22 protein-coding genes are annotated in these 25,370 nt (G+C 65.8%); 8 read left to right on the top strand and 14 right to left on the bottom strand.

The window, feature by feature from the left end; all coding sequences use genetic code 11:
• Positions 1-16 precede the first annotated feature (16 nt).
• The 7 genes from HT579_18120 to HT579_18090 all read right to left on the bottom strand — a co-directional run bounded on the left by HT579_18120 (position 17) and on the right by HT579_18090 (position 6,103).
• Positions 17-955 carry a TIGR03761 family integrating conjugative element protein gene (locus HT579_18120; protein ID QKS30664.1) on the bottom strand — a complete coding sequence of 313 codons (939 nt, stop codon included), beginning with the start codon at positions 953-955 and terminating at the stop codon, positions 17-19.
• A complete protein-coding gene (locus HT579_18115) occupies positions 952-2,367 on the bottom strand; it encodes a hypothetical protein (GenBank protein QKS30663.1) in 1,416 nt (471 codons plus the stop codon). Before HT579_18115 ends, HT579_18120 begins: the two co-directional genes overlap by 4 nt.
• 21 nt (positions 2,368-2,388) lie before the next feature.
• Positions 2,389-2,763 (bottom strand): hypothetical protein, encoded by a 375-nt coding sequence (locus HT579_18110; protein ID QKS30662.1) that lies wholly within the window; start codon positions 2,761-2,763, stop codon positions 2,389-2,391.
• Complete coding sequence (locus HT579_18105) at positions 2,760-3,302, bottom strand: DUF2857 family protein (protein ID QKS30661.1); 543 nt, start codon at positions 3,300-3,302, stop codon at positions 2,760-2,762. The genes HT579_18110 and HT579_18105 overlap by 4 nt, the downstream gene beginning before the upstream one ends.
• The gene (locus HT579_18100) at positions 3,302-4,609 is read right to left on the bottom strand and encodes a ParB N-terminal domain-containing protein (GenBank protein QKS30660.1); all 1,308 of its coding nucleotides are present in this window, start codon (positions 4,607-4,609) and stop codon (positions 3,302-3,304) included. Before HT579_18100 ends, HT579_18105 begins: the two co-directional genes overlap by 1 nt.
• On the bottom strand, positions 4,606-5,451 hold the full coding sequence (locus HT579_18095) for a ParA family protein (GenBank protein ID QKS30659.1): 846 nt from the start codon (positions 5,449-5,451) through the stop codon (positions 4,606-4,608). The genes HT579_18100 and HT579_18095 overlap by 4 nt, the downstream gene beginning before the upstream one ends.
• Before the next feature lie 61 nt (positions 5,452-5,512).
• On the bottom strand, positions 5,513-6,103 hold the full coding sequence (locus HT579_18090; protein ID QKS30658.1) for a sigma-70 family RNA polymerase sigma factor: 591 nt from the start codon (positions 6,101-6,103) through the stop codon (positions 5,513-5,515).
• A gap of 390 nt (positions 6,104-6,493) precedes the next feature.
• Here HT579_18090 and HT579_18085 point away from each other — a divergent pair, with 390 nt between their 5' ends.
• The 3 genes from HT579_18085 (at position 6,494) to HT579_18075 (ending at position 14,113) form a co-directional block, all read left to right on the top strand.
• The gene (locus HT579_18085; GenBank protein QKS31706.1) at positions 6,494-6,898 is read left to right on the top strand and encodes an AlpA family phage regulatory protein; all 405 of its coding nucleotides are present in this window, start codon (positions 6,494-6,496) and stop codon (positions 6,896-6,898) included.
• 190 nt (positions 6,899-7,088) lie between these two features.
• Positions 7,089-10,217, top strand: a complete 3,129-nt coding sequence (locus HT579_18080; protein QKS30657.1) for a hypothetical protein — start codon at positions 7,089-7,091, stop codon at positions 10,215-10,217.
• On the top strand, positions 10,217-14,113 hold the full coding sequence (locus HT579_18075; protein QKS30656.1) for a helicase: 3,897 nt from the start codon (positions 10,217-10,219) through the stop codon (positions 14,111-14,113). Before HT579_18080 ends, HT579_18075 begins: the two co-directional genes overlap by 1 nt.
• A 79-nt stretch (positions 14,114-14,192) precedes the next feature.
• Here the strand turns inward: HT579_18075 and HT579_18070 are convergent, their stop codons facing one another.
• The 4 genes from HT579_18070 to guaB all read right to left on the bottom strand — a co-directional run bounded on the left by HT579_18070 (position 14,193) and on the right by guaB (position 19,608).
• On the bottom strand, positions 14,193-14,960 hold the full coding sequence (locus tag HT579_18070; GenBank protein QKS30655.1) for a DUF429 domain-containing protein: 768 nt from the start codon (positions 14,958-14,960) through the stop codon (positions 14,193-14,195).
• Positions 14,961-14,969: 9 nt separating this feature from the next.
• Positions 14,970-16,229, bottom strand: coding sequence for a tyrosine-type recombinase/integrase (locus HT579_18065; protein ID QKS30654.1), 1,260 nt, complete (start codon positions 16,227-16,229; stop codon positions 14,970-14,972).
• 297 nt (positions 16,230-16,526) lie between these two features.
• Entirely contained in the window at positions 16,527-18,092 is a 1,566-nt protein-coding gene (gene guaA, locus HT579_18060) for a glutamine-hydrolyzing GMP synthase (GenBank protein ID QKS30653.1), read from the bottom strand.
• A 58-nt stretch (positions 18,093-18,150) separates the two neighbouring features.
• On the bottom strand, positions 18,151-19,608 hold the full coding sequence (gene guaB / locus HT579_18055; protein ID QKS30652.1) for an IMP dehydrogenase: 1,458 nt from the start codon (positions 19,606-19,608) through the stop codon (positions 18,151-18,153).
• Positions 19,609-19,670: 62 nt separating this feature from the next.
• On the opposite strand from guaB, the gene HT579_18050 reads away from it, so the two are divergent.
• Positions 19,671-20,126 carry a DUF4124 domain-containing protein gene (locus tag HT579_18050; protein ID QKS30651.1) on the top strand — a complete coding sequence of 152 codons (456 nt, stop codon included), beginning with the start codon at positions 19,671-19,673 and terminating at the stop codon, positions 20,124-20,126.
• A gap of 10 nt (positions 20,127-20,136) precedes the next feature.
• Here HT579_18050 and HT579_18045 read toward each other — a convergent pair whose 3' ends face one another.
• On the bottom strand, positions 20,137-20,451 hold the full coding sequence (locus HT579_18045; protein ID QKS30650.1) for an RnfH family protein: 315 nt from the start codon (positions 20,449-20,451) through the stop codon (positions 20,137-20,139).
• Positions 20,444-20,887, bottom strand: coding sequence for a type II toxin-antitoxin system RatA family toxin (locus HT579_18040; protein QKS31705.1), 444 nt, complete (start codon positions 20,885-20,887; stop codon positions 20,444-20,446). The genes HT579_18045 and HT579_18040 overlap by 8 nt, the downstream gene beginning before the upstream one ends.
• 77 nt (positions 20,888-20,964) lie before the next feature.
• Between HT579_18040 and smpB the strand changes: the two genes are divergently transcribed.
• Positions 20,965-21,411 (top strand): SsrA-binding protein SmpB, encoded by a 447-nt coding sequence (gene smpB, locus HT579_18035; protein ID QKS30649.1) that lies wholly within the window; start codon positions 20,965-20,967, stop codon positions 21,409-21,411.
• A 19-nt stretch (positions 21,412-21,430) separates the two neighbouring features.
• Here smpB and HT579_18030 read toward each other — a convergent pair whose 3' ends face one another.
• Positions 21,431-22,183 carry an FCD domain-containing protein gene (locus HT579_18030; protein QKS30648.1) on the bottom strand — a complete coding sequence of 251 codons (753 nt, stop codon included), beginning with the start codon at positions 22,181-22,183 and terminating at the stop codon, positions 21,431-21,433.
• A 261-nt stretch (positions 22,184-22,444) separates the two neighbouring features.
• Between HT579_18030 and HT579_18025 the strand changes: the two genes are divergently transcribed.
• The 3 genes from HT579_18025 to HT579_18015 are packed head-to-tail and all read left to right on the top strand — an operon-like array spanning position 22,445 to position 25,331.
• The gene (locus HT579_18025; protein QKS30647.1) at positions 22,445-23,230 is read left to right on the top strand and encodes a (Fe-S)-binding protein; all 786 of its coding nucleotides are present in this window, start codon (positions 22,445-22,447) and stop codon (positions 23,228-23,230) included.
• Positions 23,227-23,895 carry a lactate utilization protein gene (locus HT579_18020; protein QKS30646.1) on the top strand — a complete coding sequence of 223 codons (669 nt, stop codon included), beginning with the start codon at positions 23,227-23,229 and terminating at the stop codon, positions 23,893-23,895. The genes HT579_18025 and HT579_18020 overlap by 4 nt, the downstream gene beginning before the upstream one ends.
• A complete protein-coding gene (locus tag HT579_18015; GenBank protein ID QKS30645.1) occupies positions 23,892-25,331 on the top strand; it encodes an iron-sulfur cluster-binding protein in 1,440 nt (479 codons plus the stop codon). Before HT579_18020 ends, HT579_18015 begins: the two co-directional genes overlap by 4 nt.
• The last annotated feature ends 39 nt before the right edge of the window (positions 25,332-25,370 follow it).

Below are 25,370 nucleotides of genomic sequence, written 5' to 3'. Positions count from 1 at the left end.
GGGCATATCCCCGTCGTCACAGGAGCTGCCCTTCCGATGGTGGCGGCGGCCCGGCGTCCGCGCCGAGCGAGACCTGCTGCATCAACCGCAGTTCCGCCGCGGTCGGGGTGACGCGCCGCTGCGAGTGCCGTGGCGCCTCCTCGCCGGTAAACACTTTGCGCGGAAGTTCGCCGAACAACGCCACCGCGGCCCGCACGCGCTGCCGAGCCGCTTCGTCGGCGCCCGGCAGGAAGTCGCGCCGGCTCAGCGGGAGCATTTCCTCGCGCAATAGGTTGCGCTCCCAGCGGATCGGCTCGAGGAAGAGCGCGCGCAGGCCGCGGCCGATGGCGCGGATCTCGGCCCTGCCCGTCTCGTCGCTCATGCGGTCCTTGAGGACGAGGGTCTTGACCATGCGCACGTGGTAGTCGAACTCGACGATCGCCTCGGCCGTGGCGTAGCCATACGGACTGCGAAACCCCAGCTCCACCGTGACCGGGCTGCGCGACGCGAGCACCGACAGCGCAAGCCCTCGGCGGCGAAGGCGCTCGAACTCGGCCTCGCGCTCTTCGATGACCTGACCCATCTGCGAGCGGATGCCGGACAGCGACTGGTAGACACGGATCAAGATCCAGTCGGCGTAGGGGTTGTCGTTCGCCGACAGGTACCAGATCGCCTTGAGCACCGCCGCGAAGCGCCGGCCGCCTGGAATGGCCGGCGCGTTGCTCGCCGGATCGGCGGCGCGGCCGGTGAACATGCGGTACGCGTCCTGCGTGTGCAGGGTCATCGCATCGGGTGTCTCGTCGACGAGCTGGCCCAGCGACGATCCTGCGGGCCGTGCTGGCGCCGCAGGCGCGGAGATGGCTGGCGCGGGGTCGGGCACCGGACCGAGTGAGGACGGCGCGTCTTGTGCTGTCATGGCGGACTCCGTGTTGGCGTGTTCTGGCATCGACGGGGCGGGGGCGCGCGGTGTGCTCATGGTTGCCTTCCGGTGCTCATGCGCGTCTTGAGCTCGCCGAGCATCTGCCTGACCTTCTCGCGCTGCGCGCGAGCCCTGGCCTGGTACTCGGGCGTGGCGCGTTCGGCCGCGAGACGCCGTTCCTCGGCTTCGCGTTCGCGACGCAGAGCGGCCTCCTTCTGGCGCTGCGCACGCGCGGCCGCCACGCGGAGACCGAGCTCCGGTACGAAGCTGCCGGCGCCAGCGCGCGCGATGAGCCCGCGCAAGTACGCGACCGAACTGCTGCGCACGCCGCCCATCTGCAGGCGGCCGGCCAGCTCGTCGAGCAGAGCCTGGGCGTGATCGCCGCAGGGGCGAAGCAGCACGCGTGCTGCCTGGCGCTCGTCCGGCAGCATCTGCTCAGGAAAGATCAACTCCCCACCACCATCCACGGCGGCCGGCGCAGGCGTCGGCGAGCTAGTGTTCTGTGGTTGTAGTGATTCACCTGTACTGTGATTCATAAGAAGAGCGGCGCTTTCGGGTGAACCGTGTTCGCGGGTCGGGCCGAACTGTGGTGGCGGATTCGGCGTGGCAAGGCTGCGGGGATGCCACAGTCTTGAATCGCTCTTCGGTGAATCGTTGGCTGCGCCAAGGTCACGCTCTGGATCGACGCCGCGCAGGTCGGTGGCCCGTGCCGGCGAGACGTCTTCGGTCAGCAATGTCAGCAGGCAGTCGAGCCTGATGCGTGCCACCAGGCTCGGCGGAATGCCCCGCAGGCACTCCTCCCAGAGCCCGGCACGCACGAGATCGCGCCGCGCCGTTTCCTGTTCGCGCCGCGTGAGACCGAGCTCCTCGAACCAGCGCGCGGCCGAGCTGACGATCCACTGGTCCAGACGACGTCGAACCTGCAGCCGCGTGAGGTGCAGCGCGCGCGACAGCATCAGCCCGCCGTGCACGCCACCCGCGACCTCGACGAGCGTCCGGTGGAAGGCCACCGACGGACCGAGCAGTTCCGCGAGCACGAGTCGGTCGCTCCAGTCGACCGCTTGCGGATCGCCGGCAATCCGATCGGCGAGCCGCGCGCCGAGCTCGTCCAGCCTCAACCTGAAGTGCAGCCGCGCGGGAATACCGATGCGCTGGTCGTCCAGGAGCGCGAGATTGCGAAGCACCTCGCGCGCGCTGGCCTGTTCCTTCGGCGACAGTCCGGTCTCGATCGCCCACTGCTCCGTCGTCTTGTGGAACCAGCCGCCGTTCCGGGCGATGTCCCGACCGTGGCGCGTCCAGTAGATCGACTGCGACAGCAGGAGCGCCGCCTTGACGCTGGACGTGAGATCCACCAGCCGCCGATGGAAGGCGATGTGACGGCCCAGCAGCGGCCAGATGACGGCGAGCGGCGCGGCGTCGCCAGGCGCCGCTTGTGATTCCTCGTGCTCCCGGCGCGCGTCTTCATTCACGACGGCTGCCTCCTCCGGCGCTCACCGGTCAGCCGCCCCGGCATGGGCCTGCAACGCGCGCCAGACCGCATCCGCGCGGACCCGGAACCAGAGCTTCGCCGGCATGCCAACGCGACGTTCTTCGAGCAGGCCCGAGCGGCGCAACGCGCGGCGCGCGGTCTCCTGCTCCCAGCGCGAGAGCCCCGTCTCCTGTGTCCACTGTTCCTGGGAGCGGAGGAACCAGCCGTCGGCAGAAGGCTCCAGCGCCTGACTGGTCCAGATCGCCTGCGACAGCATCAATGCCGATGTGACGCCGCCGGTGATCGGCACCAGGCAGCGATGAAAGCTCACCGGAATGTCGAAGACTTCGAGCAACAACTGCGGCGTGATGCCGAGGCTCTCCATGCGCGCGTTCATTCGTCGGCCTCGAACTCGCGGACGACCGCCTCCAGCACGGCGATCGGGATGTGCTGGAACTCCTGGTGCAGCCGGTAGTAGCGAGCGCGGGGCGACGGATCGGCGATAGCCCGCCACGCCTGGTAGATGCGCTCGCGCGTCGCGTAGTCGGGCAGCGGCACGCGACCGGCCGGACGCCGGGCACCGATGTCTCGTCGGCGCTTGAGCGTCAGCTTGCGGCGGAGCTTGAAGAGCGCGGTCATCAGGTGCGTGGACGCACCGTGCCGGATGAAGTACGTCTCCAGCGCCTTGGCCTCGTTGACCAGGGCCACCGCGCGCAGCCCGGCCCTGAGGGCCGCACCGTCGAAGGTCACGCCGATGGTCAGGCTGCGCATCGCGGCGAGGCGACTGAGGTCGACCGCCGAGAGTTGCCGAAGGTGCGCCAGCTGCTCCATCTCGATGCCAGCCGCGTGGAGCTCGTCCTGCGCGGCGTCGGCCAGACGCACCGTGACGTGGTTGAGGAGGACGAGCCGCACCTGGGCGTCCTGCAGCGGGAGCATCACGCTGCCTCCGAGGCAGAAGCCGCCTCGCCCGCGACGCCGGGTTGCCGGCGAAGGCCGCCCGATCGCCTGGCGCAAGCCAGCAGCTCCCAAAACGCCGTTGACGACGGGTCGTCGGGATCGACGAGCCATTGCAGGAACGCCGGCTCCGGCGCGTTCGACGACGCCGCGTTCGGCTCGAGCTGGCCGAGGAGCGTCGCGAGCAGGCACCAGGCGCGGTGGCGCGCAGGATCCTCCGCGTCGCCGCCGGTGAGCGTCGCGACGCGCAAGCCGGCGGGGGACTGCTGTTCCGGCTGAATCACGCCGGAGATGCCGACGGCGTCGGCAAAGCGCCTGGCATGCATCAGCAGTTCGTCCACATCTGCGCCATCGGCGGAGGAGCGGGCCACCGGCGTCGACGGGTCCGCCTGGGACTCGCGCTCGCCCTTCGACCTCAGTGCCAAACGTAGCGACTCCACGGGTTCGCCAAGGTGATGAGCCAGGCCGACTTCGCAGGCCTCGCAGGTGGCGGAGACGCTGAACGTGCCGGTGTGCGGGCACTGCTGCGCGATGCGTCGAAAGACGGGTTCGAACACCTGCGCGTAGAGGTCGTCTTCGGAGATCGAGCTCCGCGTCTGGGCGTAGCGCTTCAGCGCATTCAGCCGCGGCTGCATCGTCTTGACGTCGAGGCCGGAGAGATCCGTCACTGCTTCGCCGAGGGTTCGCAACCGCTCGGTGGCGAAGAGATGGAGACCGAGAGTCGCGGTGTTGACCGCCAGGCCCAACGCGTGGAGCGCGTCCTCCAGCGGCCGCAGCGTCAGGGTGCGGCCCTGCTCCGCTTCCAGGCGGGACTTGAGCGCGACGATGCCGCACGCCTTGTCCCAGAAGGTCATCTCGCCGCGCTGTTCGTTCTCGATCAGGTGCGCAGTTAGGACGTGGCTCTCTGATCGCCACGGCCGAAACAGCGCCACCAGCTTGCGGAAGCGCGGATCGCGCGTCTCGGCCCACAGTTGCCGCAGCGCGAGCAGCCGCGTGTTGCCGCCCGCCTCGACGATGAAGTGCGATTCGCCGGGGCGGCGGGTCACGGTGAGTGGGCTTCTCAGGCCGCTGGTGCGGATCGACTCCTTGATGTCATCGAACTTCGCGTTCGTCGCGCGCCGCGGGTTGTGCTCGTAGGGGTGGATCTCGTCGACCGCGAGCTCGATCTGCGATTCAGTTCGCGGGTCGACCTGGCCGGCGAGATCGCGGGCGTTGTTGCCTGGGTTTCCGACGCGCAACGACTCGGCGACCAGTCGCCGCCGCTCGTCGACCGACACCTTGCCGCTCATGCCGATCGTTCCTCGGCAGCGGAGTCGCCGGCGTGAACGCCCTGGAGGCTGGGGATCAGCTCCCAAGCGAGCTGGTGCATCACCGTGGACGCGCTCGGCATGACGCCGTCCCTCCGAGGCTCGTGCCGGTGCACCGGGATCCGCAGAGTGGCCGCCTCCTTGTAGGCCTTGGCGTGCGGCACGACGGTGTCGAGCACCGACACCCTGCCCTTCAGGCGGATGAAGTCCTCGCGGATGCCGCTCGCGATGAGACGGGCGTCGGCCGTGCGGTCCTGCCGGTAGATCACCGCCTTCACCGGCCCGAGCGTGGCGCCCAGGGCGCTGCCCGGCTCCAGCCGATCCAGCAGCTCCATCGTGCCGTCCTTGAACTCGCGCGCGGAGAGAACCTCCGGCGTGATCGGCGAGACGAGCATGTCGGCAGCCATGAGGGCCGCGTCCTGCAGAGGGCCGATAGCACCCTGCGTGTCGATCAGGACGCAGTCATAGGCGTTCGCCACGACGGCAGCCTGCAGTGCGAAACGCAGCCGGAATCCGCGGTCGATCCGGTTGAGCAGCCAGTTGGGGAGATGGCCTTCGGGGTCGTCCGACACGACGATGTCGAGGTTCGGGAAGACCGTGGCCGTGATGCACGCCGCGGTCACCTCGCCGCGCAGGATCACCTCGGTGAGGCCGGCTGCCGGCTGCGCCTCCGCGAGCGGGAAGTACTTCGACAGCGAGGGCTGGACGTCGGCGTCGACCAGAAGGACGCGCAGCCCCATGTCGGCCAGCAGGGCGCCGAGGTTGGCCGTGAGCGTCGTCTTGCCGACGCCGCCCTTGGTGCTGGTGATGGTGAACTTGATCATCGATTCCGTGCCGATTCAGGTCGGTCCTCAGGCATACGGAATCGCGTCGAAAAGTGTCGGGCTACTCCTTCAGATAGTCGCCAAGCCCCTGATCTGCGAACACCCGACGGATGCGCTTGATCTCCTCGTACAGGGTGCCGCGGGGGATTCGGAGCCGCTCGGATGCCTCTTTGATCGTCAGCCCCTCCTCGCCGAGCATCCGGCACAGCTGCCGCTGGACCGGCGTCAGCCGAGCCAGGGCGCGGCCGATGTCGATGCGCGCGTGGTGGCGATCGACGGCACCAGCCTCGTCCTGCTGGGCCGACTCCTCTTCGGCCAGCAGGTCGGCCAGCGTCAGGCCATCGTCCGAGCCGTCGAGCGCAGCATCGAGCGACAGCGCCTCCCGCTCTCCGGCGCGCTTGTCGGCCGCCTTCTCCCGGATCAGATCCGTGAGCTTGTTGCGGATGACCTGCGCCATGTAGCCCACGGGTGGCGCATCGGGATCGGGCGCGAGCTTCCGTCGCACCACGATCCAGTGCGCCAGGCACTCCTGCATCAGATCGTCGAACTCCTCCCGCTCGAGGCTTCGAGACCGCCTCCTGAACTCGCCCACCAGTTTCTTCGTAACCGCGATCTCCCATCGCTGGAGACCCTCTCCCGCCTTGAGCGCCATGACTCTCCCCGTCGGTTGCCGGACGGGGAGGAGATCGAGCGGGGGTCAGCGGAAGGAAAAGAGCGACAGGTGACCTAATTCGTAGGGCCGACAACGGCAGTGGTGGTCGATGTGTCCCGACACTTCTGCGCCGGATTCCGTAACCGGAAGCCAAGGGCCTCGCGATAGCTGGCGAATGCCGGCGATCCATGGCGGAAGGCGCCAGGACGCCACGTCGGAGCCCCGAGGCTCGCGAGCCGCCGAGTCGGTGGCGGCGCGCGAGGTCGACGGTTCGGAGAGTCGGTCGGGGACGCTGCGGTGGCCCCTGGACCGACGACGGAGGTGCGGATGAAACGTGGGAATCAGTTCGTCAATGTGGCGCGCGCGGCCGGCGCCGGGAGGGCGCAGGCGATGCCAGCTGCACTCGACGGGGACGTCTCCGACGATCGTGATGCCGGGCGAGATGGCGACTCGGCGCTTCGCCAGACGGTGCGAGAGACGGAGCCGACGGGCGCGTTCGACGCGCGCGCGATCCGGGATCTGTACAAGGCGGCGCCGACGGATCCCAAGGGATTGCGGCGCACGATTCGACGCAGCGAGCTACGTCAGATCGTCCCGCTGGCGGACTCGACGATCTACGAGTTGGAGCGCCGCGGGGAATTTCCGCAGCGGTTCTATCTCACGGCGCGCTGCGTGGTGTGGGACCTGGCCGAGGTGATGGCCTGGCTACAAAGCCGGCGGCAGGCTGGGAGCAACGGGGTGAAGAAGGCGCCGATGCCGGACTTTCGACGAAGGGCGCATCGGAGACCCGGTTAGTCGAGAGCGCGCCCGCCAAGGAAGCGATCGAGCTGCTGGACCAACCTTTGGCCAGGGGCGTGGTTCTGCCTAGTTATTGAGCAGTGACGGCCGAAGCAGCTAAACTGCGTCACCAATAGTCGAAATCCACCCACGAGCTTGGTCGGCTTGTGGCGTGAAGTGGCCTACCTGCCAAGAAAAGGAGTCGACCATGTCTACCTCCCCCTATCGGGGCGGGTCGAGCGTATCTGCTCGCTCCGTCACCCCCTCCCTCCAGCTTGCGAAGCTGGCTGAACTTCTCGCCAATGCGTTGCCCCCGACGCAGGATGCGCCGCAGACGGCCCTTCCGTTGGTGAGCGTTCGTGACGGGCAAGTTGTCGTCAACACCCGCGGCGTACTTGCCCGCCTGTTTCGCAACCCTGAGTTCGCCAAGCAGTTCGAGCCTGGCGACGGCAGTGGCTTCATTCGCGACATGGAACCCCCTCCGCGTGGGACCACAGCGCGCGTGGGCGGCCGCCTGCAGCATGGAACCGAAGCCGCAGCCGCGAAGAGTCTGGAGAAGTTCTACTCGGTCGTTTCCGACCTGGTGGATGAGGCGCTGAAGGGCGTTGCACCGGGGAGCTTGGCAATGGCCTCGATGGACGAGGCTTTGCAGCGAATGGCTGACTCGGTGAATGAACGCAAGCCTTCCGCCCCGTCGACTGCTTCGCTGGTTCCGGTGGTGTTCGCTTCGAACGACCGACGAGCGGACGAACGTCTCAAGGACATCGGCAAGGTCCTCACGGCCATCGAGACGGTGGAGGGCCCCGACCGCCTAGAACTGCTCTGCCAGGGCATTGCCAACAAGCTCCGCAAGGAGGGCATGGAGGACGACGAGGTCGACGAGACGCTGGACGCCATCCGAGCTCAGCGCAACCGACCAGGCAGCCAGATTCGCGACTTCCTGGACTTTCTCGACGACGAAGCGCTGGCGCGCGTCCGGCTCCAGGTGACGATGGGCTTGATGGACGCCCTCAGCAGCCAGAGTACGAAATCGGGGTTCAAGGCCTACGTGCGGCACGTCAAGGACTGCTTCGCCCGGTTTGCTGGCGTCAAGGGCGCGGCCCTCTTGCTGGACCCGAGCCTCATCTACGGGCAGCAGAACGTGTCGGACCTTGCAGAGCACCTCCGCAAGGCGTTGTTCTACTCGTGCCTGCCCGTGTGGGCCGAAGGCTCAGCGCAGCTATTCGAGACGCGCACCGAGCCCGCACAGGGCGTGGCCACGCTTCGTGAGGTCTCCTACCGGTTCCGCGTCAATGGCAACAACCCACAGACTGGGAAATCGGCGTTCGAGTCGCGGCTCGACCGCCTTCGGGAACGCCTGTTCGAGGGCGAGGAGAAAGACCTCTTCGTCCGACGCGACGTCGCCGAGCTCGTCTTCCTCTACCTGGTCATACCGGACACGATCGACCAGGTCGCTGGCCTGGATGTTGCGGAAGCGGCAAAGCGCATCGCCGAGCAGCTCAAGAAGGACCCCGCAGCAACGTTACGGCACCTGCACAAGACGTTGGTTGCCAGAGCAAGCGTCGTGGAGGCAATTGCCAGCGAGCTCATTGAACTGCTTCGCAGCAAGGTCAACAAGGTCGTCGCACGTGCCAGCGACAACGCCGAGCGCTTCACGGTGTCCTTGCACCGCGGCATCGTGAGCTGGGAAGCCGTCGACTCCATTGGTCAGAAGGCCGACATCCTCGTCAAGGCTGAGCGCGGCGACGACTCCATTGCGTGGTTCGAGCACCTGACCATCTCGCAGGAGCCGGTCGTGGCTGGCAGCATCGCCTCCTACACGGTCAAGACGGAGCTGATGGAGCGTTCGCTGGCAGTTGCAGGCGACGCGCACGACGTCGTGATGAAGCGCGACATGGCGTATCCGGTCCTGCCGATTCGCTTCGTACCGTACCGGTGGCTGCGACAGGAACAGGAGTGGGTTGCCGACTTACCCCACGAGGAGTACTTCAAGACCGATGCGGGTATCGAGGTCCAGTACGACCTCGACATGCTCAAACTCAGCCGCGACCGGGACGAGAAGGAAAAAGCCCGGTCCGAGCAGCTGCGCTCCGCGAGCATCGTAGCCTTCGCAATGACGGTGTACGTCGTGCTCTGGGAGCTTCAGCGACGGGTCCGGGCCGAGAAGCCTGATGTCGCGCTGAGCATCGTGCGCCTGCAGCACACCGGACGAAAGCTGAAGCGAGAGGACGACGCCAAGGACCCGAACACGGCGGTCTATGCCGTGAGTCAGGCACTCGAAAGAGCGCTTGCCCGCGAAGGGGCTGTGAAGTTGCAGGGCCTGACGACTCAGGCCGACGCCGGCGGCAGCACCCGGAACCTGGAGTGGAAGCGCAAGGGCGCGCTGCACGCCTTGCTGGGCGGGCAGCCGTTGCAGTTCGCCCTAGAAGGGTCGCTCGACAAGGTGGCGTTGCTGACCTACGTCACCCGGCCGTGCGACTCCCACCCCGCGTATGCGGACGCCGACGGCTATCTCTTCGTGAGTCGAACCTATACGGCCGAACGGCAGGGGGACACGAGCATTCTGCGAGCGCAGCGGATGCGCTCACGTCTGGTAGAGAGCCGGCAGGAGTTCAAGAACCCCCAGCCCATCCTGGAAGAGATTGCCCGGCTGCGAGCCGACGGCTTCAAGCACGTCATGCTGCTGTCCCATCACTTCGGCAGTCGCCACATCGGTCGTGCGGCCGAGCGGCACGCACCGCACGGGACTCTCGAGTTTCTGGATGCGGCGATGAAGCGCTTCGATGACCTGCACCTCTACACCCTGCGTCGGGATGTATTTCCTGCGACACGACTGCGCAAGCGCGAAGCCACCGAGAGCGGCTTCGAGGTCGTGAACTTCAAGGACCACCAAGCGATGTACGCCTCGCTGTCGCAGGAAGTCCTGCGAAGCGTCGTACCCGTTTACACCTTTGCGACGCTCACCGTTGTCGGCGAGGAGAAGGAACGGCCGCAGTCCGGCTTCTGCACCTACTTCTACGAAGTCGAGCAGCGCATCTCGAACATCGAGGCGGCCAAGACCGCAGAGATGAACATCCTTGGCATCGGCCAGGCATCCGACGTCCGAAAGTCGCTCGTCAGCGTCCTGCGTGCCATTCACTTCATGGAGAGCGAGAAGCCGGCTGCGAAGTCGATGCTGCTGCCGGTCCTCGACCCCTTCGACTGGGCGAACCCGACCAAGACGACGCAAAGCGGCGAGATTGAAGTCATGAACCGCCGAGGCAGCCGTTCGGTGCTGCTGTCACTGCCGGCGGTATTGGCTCTTGTCACCAAGGTGCTCCACAAAGAGGTCTCGTGATGGAGGCCGTCACCGAACTCGGCTTCCGGCAGCAGGCCGTGCTCTGGGGGCAAGCCTACGAGGTACTCGTCAAGCGCGGCGTCTTGGCCTGCCTGATTGAACAAGGCCTGGTGCCGCGCGACCGTCCCGGGCTGCGCCGCTGGAATGACACGAAGCTGCTCGAGGTTTCCCGACAGCTGTCCCGCGAGCTGGACATCATCGACCCGGCGGGTCGCGATGTCGTCAATGCCGCCGTGCGCCACCTGGCGATGACAGCGTATGGGGTCGGCTACACGGCGACGCGCGCCTACTTGAAGCAGGTCAAGTCGCACTTCAAGAATCCGGCCGACCTCAAGGTCCGGGCTCTCTGGTGTCCGCTGACCTTGCCGGGGGAATCGACACTCGAGCAATCTGCGCGCGCCGAGACAAGACAGGCTTTCTACGAGGAATTCGGGCTGAGCGGCCTCGTGGACTCCGACTGGTCACGCAAGGGGCAGCCCGCCAACTCGGACTTCACCCTGTGGCTCACCGGCCCGGACTCGCGAGACGACTACCTACTCGTCCAAGAGTACTCGTACAGCATGCCCCCGCAGCTGCAAGACTTCCGCGAGCAAGGTGCCCATCTGGACGAGCTACTGCGGCATCGGCGCATCGTCGACTCGCGCAGCGTCTTCGCCCGCTTGACGGCCGAGGTCGACGGCGAGTCGTTCGAGCTGTCCGGCGACATCAAGAACTACCTCGGGGCGCTGACCTCGCACGACAAGCCTCTCTACAAGCTGTGCCAGGCCAGTTCCTACGCGGAGGCGACGGTTCAACTGTTGCAGAAGCGGGGACTGCTGAACAAAGCATGCACTGCGCGCGCGCTGGCCGTCACCCCCAACGGGCTCGAAAGCCTGGCAGCCCGCTTTGTCCCGGGGACCGAGCCAGAGCCGCGCGGCAAGCTGATGTCCCAGTTGGGGCAGGCGTATCGCGAAACCGCCAAGCTGGCCGAAGACGACGCAGCGGCCTTGGAAGCCCAAGTCGAAGCGGTGTTCAAGGGCATGGTCGCCAAGCTTCCGCCTCGGCTACGCAAGGCCTTTAAGGGCCTACCGGAAGCAGCGCTCCGGCCCGGCGAGGACTTCACCTTCAACCTGGACGAAGCTGTCCCGAAGTTCTCGAACCCGGCGCAGGAGTTCACGCTGGACGCAGCGATGTCGATGGTCGATGAGACCGAGCCGCTGCAGGAGTATTTTGGTGCGTCACCACGCGAAGCCGTGGGTGCTGTGATGCGCGAGTTTGCGCAAGGCAGGACGGCCCTCTCGCTGCGCGACATGCACGCGGCAGCCATCGTCGCGGGGCTGAAGCGTTCCGAACGTGGCGCGCTGAACGTGCTGGCCCTTGAGGGCAACCCAGGTATCGGCAAGACCACCGCCATCCGCAGTCACCTCAGCCAGAAGTCGGACGGGTACCTCTTCCTGTACGTGAGCCCGCGGGTTGTCATCAACCGCGACGTGACGGAAAGCTTGGCGCGCGGCGAGGACGGCCAGCCGACCGGCATCCTGACACTCACCACGAACGCCCAAATCATCGCCTCCGCGGAACGCTGGCATGCCAAGCAGGTCGAGTTGGGCCGGGCTACGAAACACAAGGTCTCGTGCGCTGTGGTGGCCGACGGGGTCCGAGACCTCGTCAAGCCCGTGAACTCGCCGCTGCTGGTGTTGGACCCCAAGGAAGAGGAGGACATTGACGCCGAGCACGCAGCCGCCAAGGTGCGCAAGGACCAGCTGTCAGAACACGAAGACTTGGTCCAGGATCGCCCGCTCATGGGCGTGCTCAAGGGCATGGCGCTCACAGCCAAGGAGCTTTTGCAGCTCAACCCTGAAGTCACCCGCATGGTCTTGACCGCGGCTCTTCAAGGCTTCCGAGAGCGGGCCAACCGCACGACGACCATTGAAGCGCTGTCGAGTCTCTTCGTGAACCCTGCGTCCAAGGCTGCTGGCCGAGAAGAGCGTCGGTTGTTTGCGAAGAAGATGCCGACCATCGTGGTGATGGTGGACGAACTGGCGGGCGACGGTGCCGGAGCACTCTTCGTCCACGCGGTCGCCGAGTGGCTAAACAACGAGTTCCTGGCCTGTTTCGAGGACGCCGGCGAGCACAGCCCGTTCAGCGTGACCCTGGTCGTCTCCGATGCTTCACTGGGCAACGAGGTGGTTCTCGAACGCTACTTGAACGCCGGCGACAGCACACCCGACAAGGTGCTGGTGTCCAAGTCCCCGGGCGAGCGGCCATTTCGCATCGCGGTCACCGATGTGCGCATCGCCCGACGCAAGCGCAAGACGCTTCACGTCATGACGAACAGCTTCCCGGCCAGCGAGCTACACATCCACTACCGGGTGAAGATGACGGCACTGCGGCTGGAGGCATCGAAGCGCACCCCGGGAGAGATGCAGTCCCCGCGCGAAGCCATCCGCGATCAGGCGGGCGACGCGATGAAGCGCAGCGCGGCGGACGAGGTACTGAAGGCATTGGCCGCAGGTGCTCGACAGGTCATCTACTTCGCCCAGGACAAGCTGTTCCTGCGAGACCTGCGCGCGATGCTGCTCGAGGAAGCGCCGGAGGAATTGCACCCCGACAGTATCCACGTGCTCGACGCGTCGGTCCCCGGTTGGCGGCGCAAGAAGCTCGTCAGCCCAAAGACGCGCGACGCCACCCGTGTGTTTCTCATGACGTCGTCCGGCGCGCGAGGAGTGTCGTTTCCGCTGACCGACTGGATCATTGCCAGCGTGCCGCGCTTCAACATCGAAGCCGCACTCATGGAGATTGCCCAGCTCATCTACCGGGGGCGAGGTCGGTACAAGAACAGCGCAGGCGAGACTGTGTCTGGCGACAACGTGCCGCGGCACTTGGTGATGACCGTGGACGACTACATCGTCTTCGAGAACGCGATGGACAAGCGCCAGTGGTTGGCGCAGGCCATCGACCTCGTGACATTGCTGGTGATGCTTCGCTCGACCATTCTGACCCGCATCACGGGCGATTCTGACCTGCGCCAGAAGGTTGCGCTGGTTCCTGTTGGAGCGGTCGGGCTTGATGAGATCATCAGCTTGATGTCGCAGTACGTCTCGCAGTTCATGAGAGAGGCCGAGCTCTTCAAGAAGCACGGCAAGAGCAAGGAGCTCCAGGCTCTTGCCGGCCGCGCCCAAGCCAACGTCGACGAGATCTTCTCGTTGGCGAAGCTTCACGGAGTTGCAAAGCGCGGAACGGACGGGCGAACGTTGGTCAAGAACGAGTGCATGCGCGATCTCGTTGAGCTCGTCGCGACCCCGATTACCTCTCTGCTTGTGGCTGTTGACGAGGGGACAAGCCTCCCTGACCACGTGAGCTTTTCTGGCCCGGTTGTCGTGGAGAACTGGGCCGGCTTCGAGAAGCAGGAAGTCTTCGCGTTCGAGGGCCACGAGACGCAGTTGAACCGCGCGAGCCGCGCACTCATGGGCCAACTAAAGGCCATGGACGAGAACAGGGAGTTTCCGCCGGCGCTGCGCATCCCCGCGGCCAACCTGCGCAAGCTGCTCCAGCGAGAGCAACACGACGCCGCCAACGAGTTCCGCACCCTCAAAGAGCTGAAATCCCCGAACACCTGGGTGGCGGTGCCGGCCGGGCACTACCAGTTCATGTTCTCCGAGACCGCCGAGGACGGGAAGCCCTTTCGGCTCGACGACCAGCCGCTGTGGCAAGAGGCACTCGGGAGGACGCTGAACGCTGGCTCGGCCGTGATGCCCCCGCTGCCGAAGTACGAGTCGTTCCCGTGGGCCGCAACAGTCGGCGAGGTCAGTCCGTTGAAGCTGGACCTGGTGTTCGACGACCGGTACTTCATGGCGTCGAACGAGCTGAACCTGCTGAACACCTTACTGCTCAGCAGCAGCGAAGGTGTCGATTGAACGGCGTCGGACCCCTACCCGGCCTGCGTCACTGATTCAGAGCCACAGTGGTCATCTTCTGGATAACACCTCCGGCCAATCAACTGCCCGGCCGTAGCGGGGTCAACTGGTGTTCGCAGAACAGCATCTGCATTGGCAAGCCTTCGTCGTCTTCCGATGGAATACCAACGAGGCGCCGGAGCTCCGCTTCGACCGTGCGTCCAGTGACATGAGCCACAAGGGCGTCGAGTACGTCATCAGCTAGGACGTCTTGACGACGGGTCTCGCGAAGAACTCTTTGCAGAAGATGGTCCGCCGCGGGCAGCCGAACCGAGAGCGTGGCAAGGCGCTCCCTGACGCCCTCCGGTTTGCTCTTCCGATGCCGCATCGGCTTGCCGCCGTTCAGCCCCCAGAAGCAGACCTCCGGATGGACCTCAAAGACCTTCCGGTTCGCGCTCGTGTCTTCGAGCAGCACGCGATCGACCTCCACGATCTTCTTGCAGATTCCCCAGGCCTGAGCGGACAGGCTGCGACCAACTTCATCGAGGTTCCACGCGCGAGCCTGTCCAACGTTCGCGGCCCTCGAGGCGCGACGCGAAGGTGGCGAGAACACGCTCGAGGCTCGCGGCCCAAGCAATGCACGGGCCTGCCGATCGCAGGGACGCGACGGACAATCTCTCCAAGGTAGACCGATCGGAATGTCGACGAGGATCCTCTGGGCTGTACTCCACGACGCGAGGAGCTCTGCGAAGCTCGCGTGCAATCGATATGTCAGCCCGCCGCCCACGTCAGCGACTGCGATCCATCCTGCACGGCATCCATCCACGCCGACGCACAGCGGCGCTTCAGGCTTGTGGATCGCGTCCAACTCCAGCCCTCAAATCGGCGCCGCCGTCGTTGCCACCTTCATCGTCGGCGGCAGCAGCGTCGGCGTGTGGGTCTTCCCCGCCACCCAGGCATCGATCATGTCGGCCCACTCCTGCAGCATGTGACGCCGCTGCTCTGCGTACTCCGCCTTGTTGTAGACGCCGCGCGATGAGCGCCCGTCTTCGTGGGCCAGGCACTTCTCGATCCAGTCGCTGTTGAAGCCGAGTTCGTTCAGGATGGTCGAGCCGGTGCGGCGCAGGTCGTGCACGGTGAACGGTTCCAGCGGCAGCTTCGCTTCCTTGGCTCGCTCCGCGACGATCTGGGTGACCCGGTTCAGGGTCGCCTTCGACATGCAGCGGTCAGCGTCGTAGCGCGAGGGCAGCAGGAACTTGGACCCGCTGGCACAGGTGCGCAGCGCCACCATGATGTCGAGTGCCTGCTGCGACAGATACACGTTGTGGGGCTTGCCGGCCTTCATGCGGCTTTTCGGGATCGTCCAGACGGCGTTCTCGAAGTCGACCTCGTCCCAGGTGGCCTCGATCAGTTCGCTCTTGCGCACGAGCGTCAGCAGGATCAGGCGTAGCGCCAGGCGGATGGTCGGCAGGGTCGCCGTGGCGTCCAGCACCCGGTGCATGACGCGGATCTCGGACGGCGACAGCGCGCGGTCCTTGGCCACGAAGGTGGCGATCGACGAGGGGCCGACTTCGTCCGCCGGATTCGGCGCCTTCTCGCCGTGCAGGGCTGCGAAGCCGAAGACCTGCTTGACGATGTCGCGCACGTGCACGGCGGTGGCCGGCGCGCCGCGCGCCTTGACCTTGGCGCACAGGTTGCGCAGGTCTTCCGGCCCGATCTCGGCCATCAGCCGATTGCGGAACACAGGCAGGATGTCCCGGTCAATGATGCTCTTGCGCATCGACTTCGTGCTCTCGGCCATCCTGGCTTCTTCCAGCCAGCGCTTCGTGAACTCTTCGAAGGTCTTGGCCTCGGCCGCCCTGCGCTTCTCGCGCTGCTTCTCTTGGGACGGAGACCGGCCTTCGGCGATCGCCTTGCGCGCTTCCACGCAGCGCTCGCGCGCCATCAGCAGCGAGATCCCGTCCTTCGACCCGTAGCGACCGATCGTGAGCGTTTCACGCCGGCCGTTGAGCCGGTAGTCGAGACGAAAGGTGATCGTGCCCCTGGGGGAGACGGTCACGTACATGCCGTCCCGGTCGGCGATCTTGTAGGTGGTGGCCTGGGGCTTGATGCCCCTGAGCGTGCCATCGGACAGCATCGGCAGTCCCTCCTCTCGGAGGAATTTTACCGTCACGCCAAAACGGCCGCTACAACTTCACTAAGTGCTTGATTTATATGAATTTCATGCCATCTTTTTTACCGTCAGTGCTCGCTTTGAGCTGACGGTAAAAACTTTGGAGACATCCGGTCGAAGATTTTTACCGTCAGATTTACCGTCAGATCGAAAGGCATCTCACCGATAGATGCCGATAGATCTCAACAGACATTTCTTATGTAGGACAAAGACTTAGATGAACTTTCCGACAGGCCTCGATAGACCCTGAAAGACGCCGAATCATTCCCACTCGATCGTCGCCGGCGGCTTGCTCGAGATGTCGTAGACGACACGGTTGATGCCGCGCACTTCGTTGATGATCCGGTTCGCGACCTTGCCGAGCAGGCTGTGCGGCAGTTCGGCCCAGTGCGCGGTCATGAAATCCTGTGTCTCGACCGCGCGCAGGGCGACGACGTACTCGTAGGTCCGGCCATCGCCCATGACGCCGACCGAGCGCACCGGCAGGAAGACGGCGAAGGCCTGGCTGGTCTTGTCGTACCAGCCGCTGGCACGCAGTTCGTCGATGAAGATCGCGTCGGCGCGGCGCAGAAGTTCGGCGTATTCGGGTCTGACCTCGCCGAGGATACGGACACCGAGGCCGGGACCGGGGAAGGGGTGGCGGTAGACCATCTCGCGCGGCAATCCGAGCGCGATCCCGAGTTCGCGCACCTCGTCCTTGAACAGCTCGCGCAGCGGCTCGAGCAGCGTCAGGTTGAGACTCTCGGGAAGGCCGCCGACGTTGTGGTGGCTCTTGATGGTATGTGCCTTCTTCGTCTTCGCTCCCGCGGACTCGATGACGTCGGGGTAAATCGTTCCCTGCGCCAGCCAGCGCGCATTGGGGAGCCGGGCGGCCTCGCTCTGGAAGACCTCGACGAATTCGCGGCCGATGATCTTGCGTTTCTGCTCGGGGTCGGTGACGCCCTGCAACTGTTGCATGAAGCGCGCCGCGGCATCGACGTGCACGACGCGCACGCCGAGGTTGCTGGCAAAGGTGCGCAGAACCTGCTCGGCCTCGTTGAGGCGCAACAGGCCGTTGTCGACGAAGACGCAGGTCAGCTGGTCGCCGATCGCACGGTGGATCAGCGCTGCCGCCACCGATGAGTCGACGCCGCCCGACAGCCCGAGGACGACTTCGTCGCCGCCCACCTGCGCGCGAATCCTGGACACGGCCTCGACAACGTAGTCGGGCATGTTCCAGTCATGGCCGCAGCCGCAGATGTCGCGCACGAAGCGGCCGATGATCTGGCCACCCTTGAGCGTGTGCGTCACCTCGGGGTGGAACTGCACGGCGTAGAAGCGGCGCTTCTCGTCGGCCATGGCCGCGATCGGCGTCGATTCGTTGCTGCCGATGACGGTGAATCCGGGCGGCAGTTCGGTCACCTTGTCGCCGTGGCTCATCCAGACGTCGAGGAGACCGTGACCCTGCTCGTTGCGGCGGTCCTCGATGCCGCTGAACAGCGCCGAGTGGCCGCGGGCGCGCATCTCGGCGTAGCCGAACTCGCGCCGCTTCGAACTCTCGACGCGGCCTCCGAGCTGTGCCGCCATCGTCTGCATGCCGTAACAGATGCCGAAAACCGGCACGCCGAGCTCGAAGACAACGGGCGGCGCGCGGAAGTCCTCGACTTCATACACCGAGTTCGGGCCACCGGAGAGGATGATTCCCTGGGCGCCGAAGTCGCGGATGAAATTCTCGCCGACGTCGTACGGATGCAGCTCGCAATAGACCTGCTGTTCGCGCACGCGGCGGGCAATCAGCTGTGCCACCTGCGAGCCGAAATCGAGGATGAGGATTTTCTGATGGGACATGGCACGGCCTCAAATGAAGCGGGCGGCTCGTCGCCGCCCGTCGGTCGTCGATCGCGGTTCAATCGACGTGGTAGTTTGGCGCTTCCTTGGTGATCTGGACGTCGTGGACATGTGACTCGCGCACGCCCGAAGAGGTGATCTCGACGAAGCTCGCGCGCTCGTGCATCTCGCCGATGCTGCGGCAGCCGAGGTAACCCATCGACGCCCGCAGGCCACCCATCAACTGATGAATCACGGCCAGCACCGAACCCTTGTACGGAACGCGGCCCTCGATGCCTTCGGGCACCAGCTTGTCGAGATTGGCCGTGTCCTGGAAGTAGCGGTCGGCGGCGCCCGCAGCCATGGCACCGATCGAGCCCATGCCGCGGTAGGATTTGTAGGAACGGCCCTGATAGAGTTCGACGTCGCCCGGCGCTTCCTCGGTGCCGGCGAACAGACCGCCGAGCATCACCGCGTCGCCGCCGGCGGCGATCGCCTTCGAGATGTCGCCCGAATAGCGGATGCCGCCGTCGGCGATCATCGGCACGTCGCTGTCCCTGATCGCCTCGTGCACCATCTGGATGGCGGTGATCTGCGGCACGCCGACGCCGGCGACGATGCGTGTGGTGCAGATCGACCCCGGCCCGATGCCGACCTTGACGCCGTCCGCGCCGTGGTCGAGCATGGCGCGCGCGGCATCGGCGGTGGCGATGTTGCCGCCGATCACCTCGACGGTGGGAAAGGTCCTCTTGACCCAGCGGACGCGGTCGAGGACCCCTTGCGAGTGGCCGTGCGCCGTGTCGACGACAAGGACGTCAACGCCTGCTTCGGCGAGAAGCTCGGCGCGTTCCTCGGTGCCCGGGCCGACGCCGATGGCGGCGCCGACGCGCAGGCGGCCAGCCGCATCCTTGCTTGCATCCGGATGTTCGGTGGTCTTGATGATGTCCTTGACGGTGATCAGGCCACGCAGTTCAAAGGCGTCGTTGACCACCAGGACGCGCTCCAGGCGGTGCTTGTGGATCAGCGCCTTGCCCTCTTCGACGGTCGCTCCCTCATGAACGGTCACCAGTCGCGGGCGTGGGGTCATGATGTTGCTCACCGGTTGGTCGAGCAGCGTTTCGAAGCGCAGGTCGCGGTTGGTGACGATGCCGACGACGACCTGGCCATCGACCACCGGTACTCCGGAGATCCGGTGCAGACGGGTCAGGCTGAGAACGTCGCGTACCGACATGGTCGGCGGGACGGTGATCGGATCCTTGAGGATGCCGGACTCGAAACGCTTGACGCGCGCCACTTCGGCCGCCTGCGCCTTCGGCTTCAGGTTCTTGTGCACGATGCCGATGCCGCCTTCCTGCGCCAGGGCGATCGCCAGACGGCTTTCGGTGACCGTGTCCATCGCCGCGGAAACGAGCGGCAGGTTGAGGCTGATGTTGCGCGTCAGGCGCGTTCTCAGAGTGACATCGCGTGGCATGATCGTCGAGTGGGCGGGAAGGAGGAGAACGTCGTCGAACGTCAGCGCCCTTTGGATTACACGCATGGCCTTTGATCCGCGGTCACAAAAACGTATTATACAGCGTGCTCTCACACGGCTGAATGACCATGAAACGCCCTGCTCTTGTCGCCGTCATCCTGGCCACCGCGATCGCTGCCGAGGCGCAGGTCTATCAATGGCAGGATGAGAACAACAAGACGGTGATCTCGGATCGCCCGCCGTCGGGTCCGGTGCGACAGCTGCGCCGGATCGACACCGCGGCGCCGTCGCCGGCGAGCGAGCCGGCTGCGGCGCCGGCGAGGACCCTCGCCGACCGTGACATGGAGTTCCGCAAGCGGCAGCAGGAGTCGCGTGATGCGGCCGAGAAGCGTGAAGACGAGCAACGGGCGAACGCGAGGAAGCGCGAGGATTGCGAAGCATTGCGTCGATACCTGCGCAGTCTCGAGTCGGGCGAACGGATCCAGCTGAGCGACGGCAAGGGCGAGCGCTATTACCTCGACGACAGCGAGCGTGCGCAGGCGATCGCGCGGACGCGCGACGACGTGCAGCGCAACTGCAAGTAGCCACGTCCCGTCATTCGCCTTCGCCGGCTCCCTTCTTCATCACCTTGCCGGCGGCCGCCCGCTGCTTGCGCACCTCCTTCGGATCGGCGATCAGCGGCCGGTAGATCTCCACCCGGTCGTGATCGTGCAGCACTGCGTCCGGCTTGCTGAGCTTGGCGAAGACGCCGATCTTGTTCGTCTTCACGTCGATCTCCGGGAACTTCTGCAGCAGCCCCGAGGCGTCGATGGCCTGCTGGACGGTGCTGCCCGGTGGCAGCCTGAGGGTGACCAGATGCTGCTTCGTCGGCAGCGCGTAGATGACCTCGATCGTCAGCATCTCAGGCATGCGGCGCACCGTGGATCTCGTCGGCACGCTTGACGAAAGCCTCGACGAAGGTGTTGGCGATCTGGCTGAAGACGGGACCGATGACTTTCTCGAACATCCGGCTGGAGAACTCGTAGGAGAGCTGGAACTCGATCTTGCACGCTTCGGCGGTCAGCGGCTTGAATCGCCAGAGGCCGTCGAGGCGGCGAAACGGTCCATCGACCAGCGTGATCTTCATCCACAGCGGCGACTCCTTGTCGTTCGCCGTCGTGAAGTGCGACCTGACGCTGCGGTAGTTGATGTGCAACGTGGCGACCGTCCGCCGCTCGTCACGGAACTCGCAGTGGGTCTGGCTGCACCAGGGCAGGAACTGCGGATAGTCTTCGACGCGATCGACGAGATCGAACATCTGCTGCGACGAATGCTCGATCAGCACCGACTTCTTGACCATGGCCATCGTCTGCCACACCTCGCGAATCCTGTAGAATCGCGGATTCTAGCACTCCGGAACCCGACCAACCGAGATACGGCCGCATGAGCATCGTCGCCAACAAGAAGGCCTTTCATGACTACTTCATCGAATCGAAGCTGGAGGCGGGCATCGTTCTCGATGGCTGGGAGGTCAAGGCGATCCGCGCTGGCCGGGCGAGCATCAAGGAAGCCTACGTCGTCGTTCGTGATGGCGAGGTCTTTCTTTTCGGCATGCACATCACGCCGCTGCTGGCGGCATCGTCGCATGTGCGGCCGGACCCGGTGCGGACGCGCAAGCTGCTGCTGCACGGCAGGCAGGTCAGCAAGCTGATCGGCCAGGTCGAGCGTGCCGGCTACACGCTGCTGCCGCTCGACCTGCATCTGCAGCGCGGCCGCATCAAGGTCGAGATCGGCCTCGCCAAGGGCAAGAAGCAGCATGACAAGCGCGAGGCTGAGAAGGAGCGCGACTGGGTGCGCGAAAAGGCGCGCCTGATGCGCGTCAAGGTCTAGCCCGCTCGCGGGCTGGCGGTCAGCTCAGGTGGCGCAGCGATCGCTGCCGCCTCTGCTCGGATTGCGTGGCGTCGAGCAGCCGTTGCCGGACATGTCTGATGTGCGCGTCGGATGCCAGCCGGGCGGCCTCGGCCTGGCGGCCGACAATCGCGTCGCGGATTGCCGCGTGCTGCTGCATCAGTTGCCGGCCGGTTTGCGGGCTGACCGACATTTCCTGCAGGGTGTGGCGCACGTGTTCGTGCAGCAGGCGCAGGATGCTCGCCAGCAGGTGGGCGAAGACGGCGTTGTGCGCCGACTCGGCAATCGTCAGATGGAAAGCAACGTCGGCGGCGACCTGTGCGCTGCGGTCACTGCCGGCATAAGCCGCGTCGAGGCGCTGGTACGCCTGTTCGAGACGTTCCAGATCTCTGTCCGTCGCCCTTTGTGCTGCCAGAGAGGCGGCCGAGGCTTCCAGCAGGTGGCGGAATTCGAGTACGTCGTCGTGCAGGAACGGGTGTTCTGCGAGCAACTGCTGCCAGGGATCGCTGAAGCTCGTCGTCAGCCGGTCGGTGACGAAGGTGCCGCCGCCATGGCGACTCAGCAGCAGCCCGCGTGAGACGAGCTGCTTGATCGCTTCGCGCAGTGAGGGGCGCGAGACGCCGAGTTCGAGCGCCAGTTCCCGTTCGGCCGGCAGACGATCGCCGGGCTTCAGTGAGCCTTCGATGATCCGCGTCTCGAGCTGATGCGCGACGGCATCGGGAATTCGCGGCAATTTGAGTTTGCTGTAGGTCATGCGCTCGCGCTGGCGTCCTCTGGGCATCGGCGTCGGATTATTGCAGGAAGAATCTGGTCTGACCAGTTGCCATGAGGGCTGAGCGGTCACCGGGTGGCCCCATGCCCGGGTGTGCGGGAGTCCCGGGAATGCCTTCAGGCCAACCGTCCTGGAGGACGATTGGCACAGGTGTGGCAAGGATTGACAAAAGATCGCGGCAAACGTAAGTTAACCTGAAGTGGTCTTACCACTCTGGTTTCGGTTTTCCCGCAGGAGTGTGCCATGGATGGAACAGAGCGCCGCCGGTATCCCGAGAAGCCGGCCCGGGTGTACCTTTTCGGAACCTGCCTGATCGATCTCTTCTGCCCGCAGGCCGGGCTGGACGCTGTCCGGCTGCTCGAGCGGGAAGGAATCGAGGTGATCTTTCCCGCTGATCAGACGTGCTGCGGACAACCGGCGCACAGCAGCGGCTTCCCCGATCAGGCACGCGCGGTGGCGCTCGCCCAGTTGCGGCTGTTCCCCGAGCCGTGGCCGGTGGTCGTTCCGTCGGGCTCCTGCGCCGGCATGATGCGCCACCACTACCCGAAGATCTTCGCCGATGACGCGCTCCTGCAGGCTGAAGCGCAGGCGCTTGCCGATCGCGTGTTCGAGCTGTCGGAGTTCCTGCTCGAGGTGGCGCGGGTACGCTTGACCGACCGCGGGCCGCGCGAGCGGGTTGCCCTGCACACCTCGTGTGCCGCTCGCCGCGAAATGGGCACGCACGTGCACGCCCGCGCGCTGCTCGATCAGTTGCCGGCGGTCGATGTCGTGGTGCATGCCCACGAAGCGGAATGCTGCGGCTTCGGTGGCACGTTTTCGCTGAAGCATCCGGCAATCTCGGGGGCAATGGCCGGCGACAAGGCGGATGCGCTGCAGGAGACGGGAGCGACGACCTTCGTTTCCGCCGACTGTGGCTGCATGCTCAATCTCAACCACACGCTGCAGAAGGGGGGTGGCAGCCTGCAGGGGCAGCATCTGGCCAGCTTTCTCTGGCAGCGCTGCGGCGCCGATTCCGGAGAAGCGCGGTGAGCGCGCGTGACAACATCCTGCAGCGATTGCGGCAGGCACCACGGGGACCGCTGCCGTTGCCACCCGACGTGTGGAGCCACCAGGCGGCGCTCACCGCTGCGGCAGGAGCCGGCGATCGCGGCGAACGGATCCGGCTGTTCTGCGAGAAGATGGCTTTCTGGCACGGCGAGGTCGTCCGGGCCAGCCGCGGAGACTGGCCGAAGCAACTGCGCGACCTGTGCCTGGCGAAGGGGGTGCGCTCGCTGCTGCATGGCGAGCGGCACGCCGCGGCGCTCGCCGGCAGCGGGATCGCTGGCCTGCGCGCCTACGACCGGCCGGTCGAGGACTGGAAGGCCGAACTCTTCTGCGACGTCGACGCCAGCCTGACCTCGACCCGCGGCGGCATCGCCGAGACCGGCACGCTGATCATCTGGCCGGACGCCAGCGAGCCACGTCTGATGTCGCTGGTGCCGCCCATCCATTTCGCGCTCCTCGATGCCGATCAGATCCATGCCGACCTATTGGCGGCGATCAGCGCCCAGGACTGGAGCGGCAACCTGCCGACCAATGCGCTGCTCGTCTCGGGGCCGTCGAAAACCGCCGACATCCAGGTGACGCTGGCTTACGGTGCGCACGGACCGAAGGAGCTGATCGTCCTGCTGCTCGACGAGGAGGAACTGCCATGAGCGTACAGCCACTCGGCTTCGTTCCCGCCAGCGAGTTCCGCGAGCGCGCGGCCGAGGCGGTTGCCGACGAGCACCTGCGCCGCAGCTTTCGCGGCGCGATGGACTTCCTGATCGGCAAGCGGGCGGCGCAGTTTCCCGATCTGGCTGCCTTCGAGCGTCAGCGCGCGCTCGCCGAACAGATCCGCAAGTACAGTCTGGCGCGCCTGCCGGAACTGCTCGAGTTGCTCGAGCGCCGGCTGACCGAGAACGGCATCCGCGTGCACTGGGCCGAAACCCCGGACGAGGCGAACCGGATCATCATCGACATCGCCCGTCGGCACGCGACGAAACTGATGGTCAAGGGCAAGTCGATGGTCAGCGAGGAGATCGAGCTCAATCATGCGATGGCCGATGCCGGCATGCAGGCGCTCGAGAGTGACATGGGCGAGTACATCGTCCAGCTCGATGGCGAGAAGCCGTCGCACATCATCATGCCGGCGATCCACAAGACGAAGGAGGAGATCGCCCGCCTGTTCGCCGACAAGGTGCCGGGTGCCAGCTACACCGAATCGGTCGACGAGCTGATCGGCATCGGCCGCGCGGTGCTGCGTGAGAAGTTCATGGCAGCCGAGATCGGTCTCTCGGGAGTCAACTTCGCCGTTGCCGAGACCGGCACGCTGTGCCTGGTCGAGAACGAGGGCAACGGTCGCATGTGCACGACGGTGCCGGACGTGCACATTGCGATCACCGGCATCGAGAAGGTCGTCGAGAAGCTCGAGCACGTGCCACCGCTCTTCGCGCTGCTCACCCGCTCGGCGACCGGACAGGCGATCACCACCTACTTCAACCTGATCAGCGGGCCGCGCAAGCCGGGCGAGAAGGATGGGCCGCGCGAGGTGCATCTGGTCCTGGTCGACAATGGGCGCACCCAGGCCTACGCCGATGAGCAGCTGCGCGCCACCCTGCAGTGCATCCGCTGCGGCGCCTGCATGAACCATTGCCCGGTGTATACGCGCATCGGCGGCCATGCCTATGGCGCGACCTATCCCGGCCCGATTGGGGAGATCATCTCGCCGCACCTGCTCGGCCTGGCGGCGACACACGTTCTGCCGACCGCCTCCAGCCTCTGTGGCGCCTGTGGCGAGGTCTGTCCGGTGCGCATCCCGATTCCCGACCTGCTGATCCGGTTGCGGGGCGAAGCGCAGCACGAAACCCGCGTCGGGCAACAGCCGCTGCTCGGCCAGGGGGCGGCGCGCAGTCTGGTCATGGACGCCGTCTGGGCAGGCTGGGCAGCGCTGTACACCCGTCCGCTGCTCTACCGTGCCTTCGGCTGGCTGGCGACCCGCCTGCGGCTGCTGACGCCGCCGCGGCAATCGGGATGGACGCAGAGCCGAACCCCGCTGCGGCCGGCGAGGCGGACGCTGCACGAAGAGATGGCGGCCAGGAAACGGCGCTGAGCGGTCGTCAATTCACCCACGGCGCGACGCCGCGGCGGC

Source organism: Candidatus Accumulibacter similis (assembly GCA_013347225.1).
Lineage (GTDB): Bacteria > Pseudomonadota > Gammaproteobacteria > Burkholderiales > Rhodocyclaceae > Accumulibacter > Accumulibacter similis.
Note: the sequence above shows the minus strand (reverse complement) of the source record. Positions and strands in the feature narration are given on the sequence as shown.

Bases quoted from the DNA above. Each gene is read 5' to 3' on its own strand.
- HT579_18025 (QKS30647.1), top strand. From the start codon at position 22,445: ATGGATGGAACAGAGCGCCGCCGGTATCCCGAGAAGCCGGCCCGGGTG.
- HT579_18045 (QKS30650.1), bottom strand. From the start codon at position 20,451: ATGCCTGAGATGCTGACGATCGAGGTCATCTACGCGCTGCCGACGAAG.
- HT579_18040 (QKS31705.1), bottom strand. From the start codon at position 20,887: ATGGCCATGGTCAAGAAGTCGGTGCTGATCGAGCATTCGTCGCAGCAG.
- HT579_18050 (QKS30651.1), top strand. From the start codon at position 19,671: ATGAAACGCCCTGCTCTTGTCGCCGTCATCCTGGCCACCGCGATCGCT.
- HT579_18110 (QKS30662.1), bottom strand. From the start codon at position 2,763: ATGAACGCGCGCATGGAGAGCCTCGGCATCACGCCGCAGTTGTTGCTC.
- guaA (QKS30653.1), bottom strand. From the start codon at position 18,092: ATGTCCCATCAGAAAATCCTCATCCTCGATTTCGGCTCGCAGGTGGCA.
- smpB (QKS30649.1), top strand. From the start codon at position 20,965: ATGAGCATCGTCGCCAACAAGAAGGCCTTTCATGACTACTTCATCGAA.
- HT579_18015 (QKS30645.1), top strand. From the start codon at position 23,892: ATGAGCGTACAGCCACTCGGCTTCGTTCCCGCCAGCGAGTTCCGCGAG.
- HT579_18085 (QKS31706.1), top strand. From the start codon at position 6,494: ATGCCAGCTGCACTCGACGGGGACGTCTCCGACGATCGTGATGCCGGG.
- HT579_18100 (QKS30660.1), bottom strand. From the start codon at position 4,609: ATGAGCGGCAAGGTGTCGGTCGACGAGCGGCGGCGACTGGTCGCCGAG.
- HT579_18065 (QKS30654.1), bottom strand. From the start codon at position 16,229: ATGCTGTCCGATGGCACGCTCAGGGGCATCAAGCCCCAGGCCACCACC.
- HT579_18080 (QKS30657.1), top strand. From the start codon at position 7,089: ATGTCTACCTCCCCCTATCGGGGCGGGTCGAGCGTATCTGCTCGCTCC.
- HT579_18120 (QKS30664.1), bottom strand. From the start codon at position 955: ATGAGCACACCGCGCGCCCCCGCCCCGTCGATGCCAGAACACGCCAAC.
- guaB (QKS30652.1), bottom strand. From the start codon at position 19,608: ATGCGTGTAATCCAAAGGGCGCTGACGTTCGACGACGTTCTCCTCCTT.
- HT579_18030 (QKS30648.1), bottom strand. From the start codon at position 22,183: ATGACCTACAGCAAACTCAAATTGCCGCGAATTCCCGATGCCGTCGCG.
- HT579_18090 (QKS30658.1), bottom strand. From the start codon at position 6,103: ATGGCGCTCAAGGCGGGAGAGGGTCTCCAGCGATGGGAGATCGCGGTT.
- HT579_18105 (QKS30661.1), bottom strand. From the start codon at position 3,302: ATGCTCCCGCTGCAGGACGCCCAGGTGCGGCTCGTCCTCCTCAACCAC.
- HT579_18095 (QKS30659.1), bottom strand. From the start codon at position 5,451: ATGATCAAGTTCACCATCACCAGCACCAAGGGCGGCGTCGGCAAGACG.
- HT579_18075 (QKS30656.1), top strand. From the start codon at position 10,217: ATGGAGGCCGTCACCGAACTCGGCTTCCGGCAGCAGGCCGTGCTCTGG.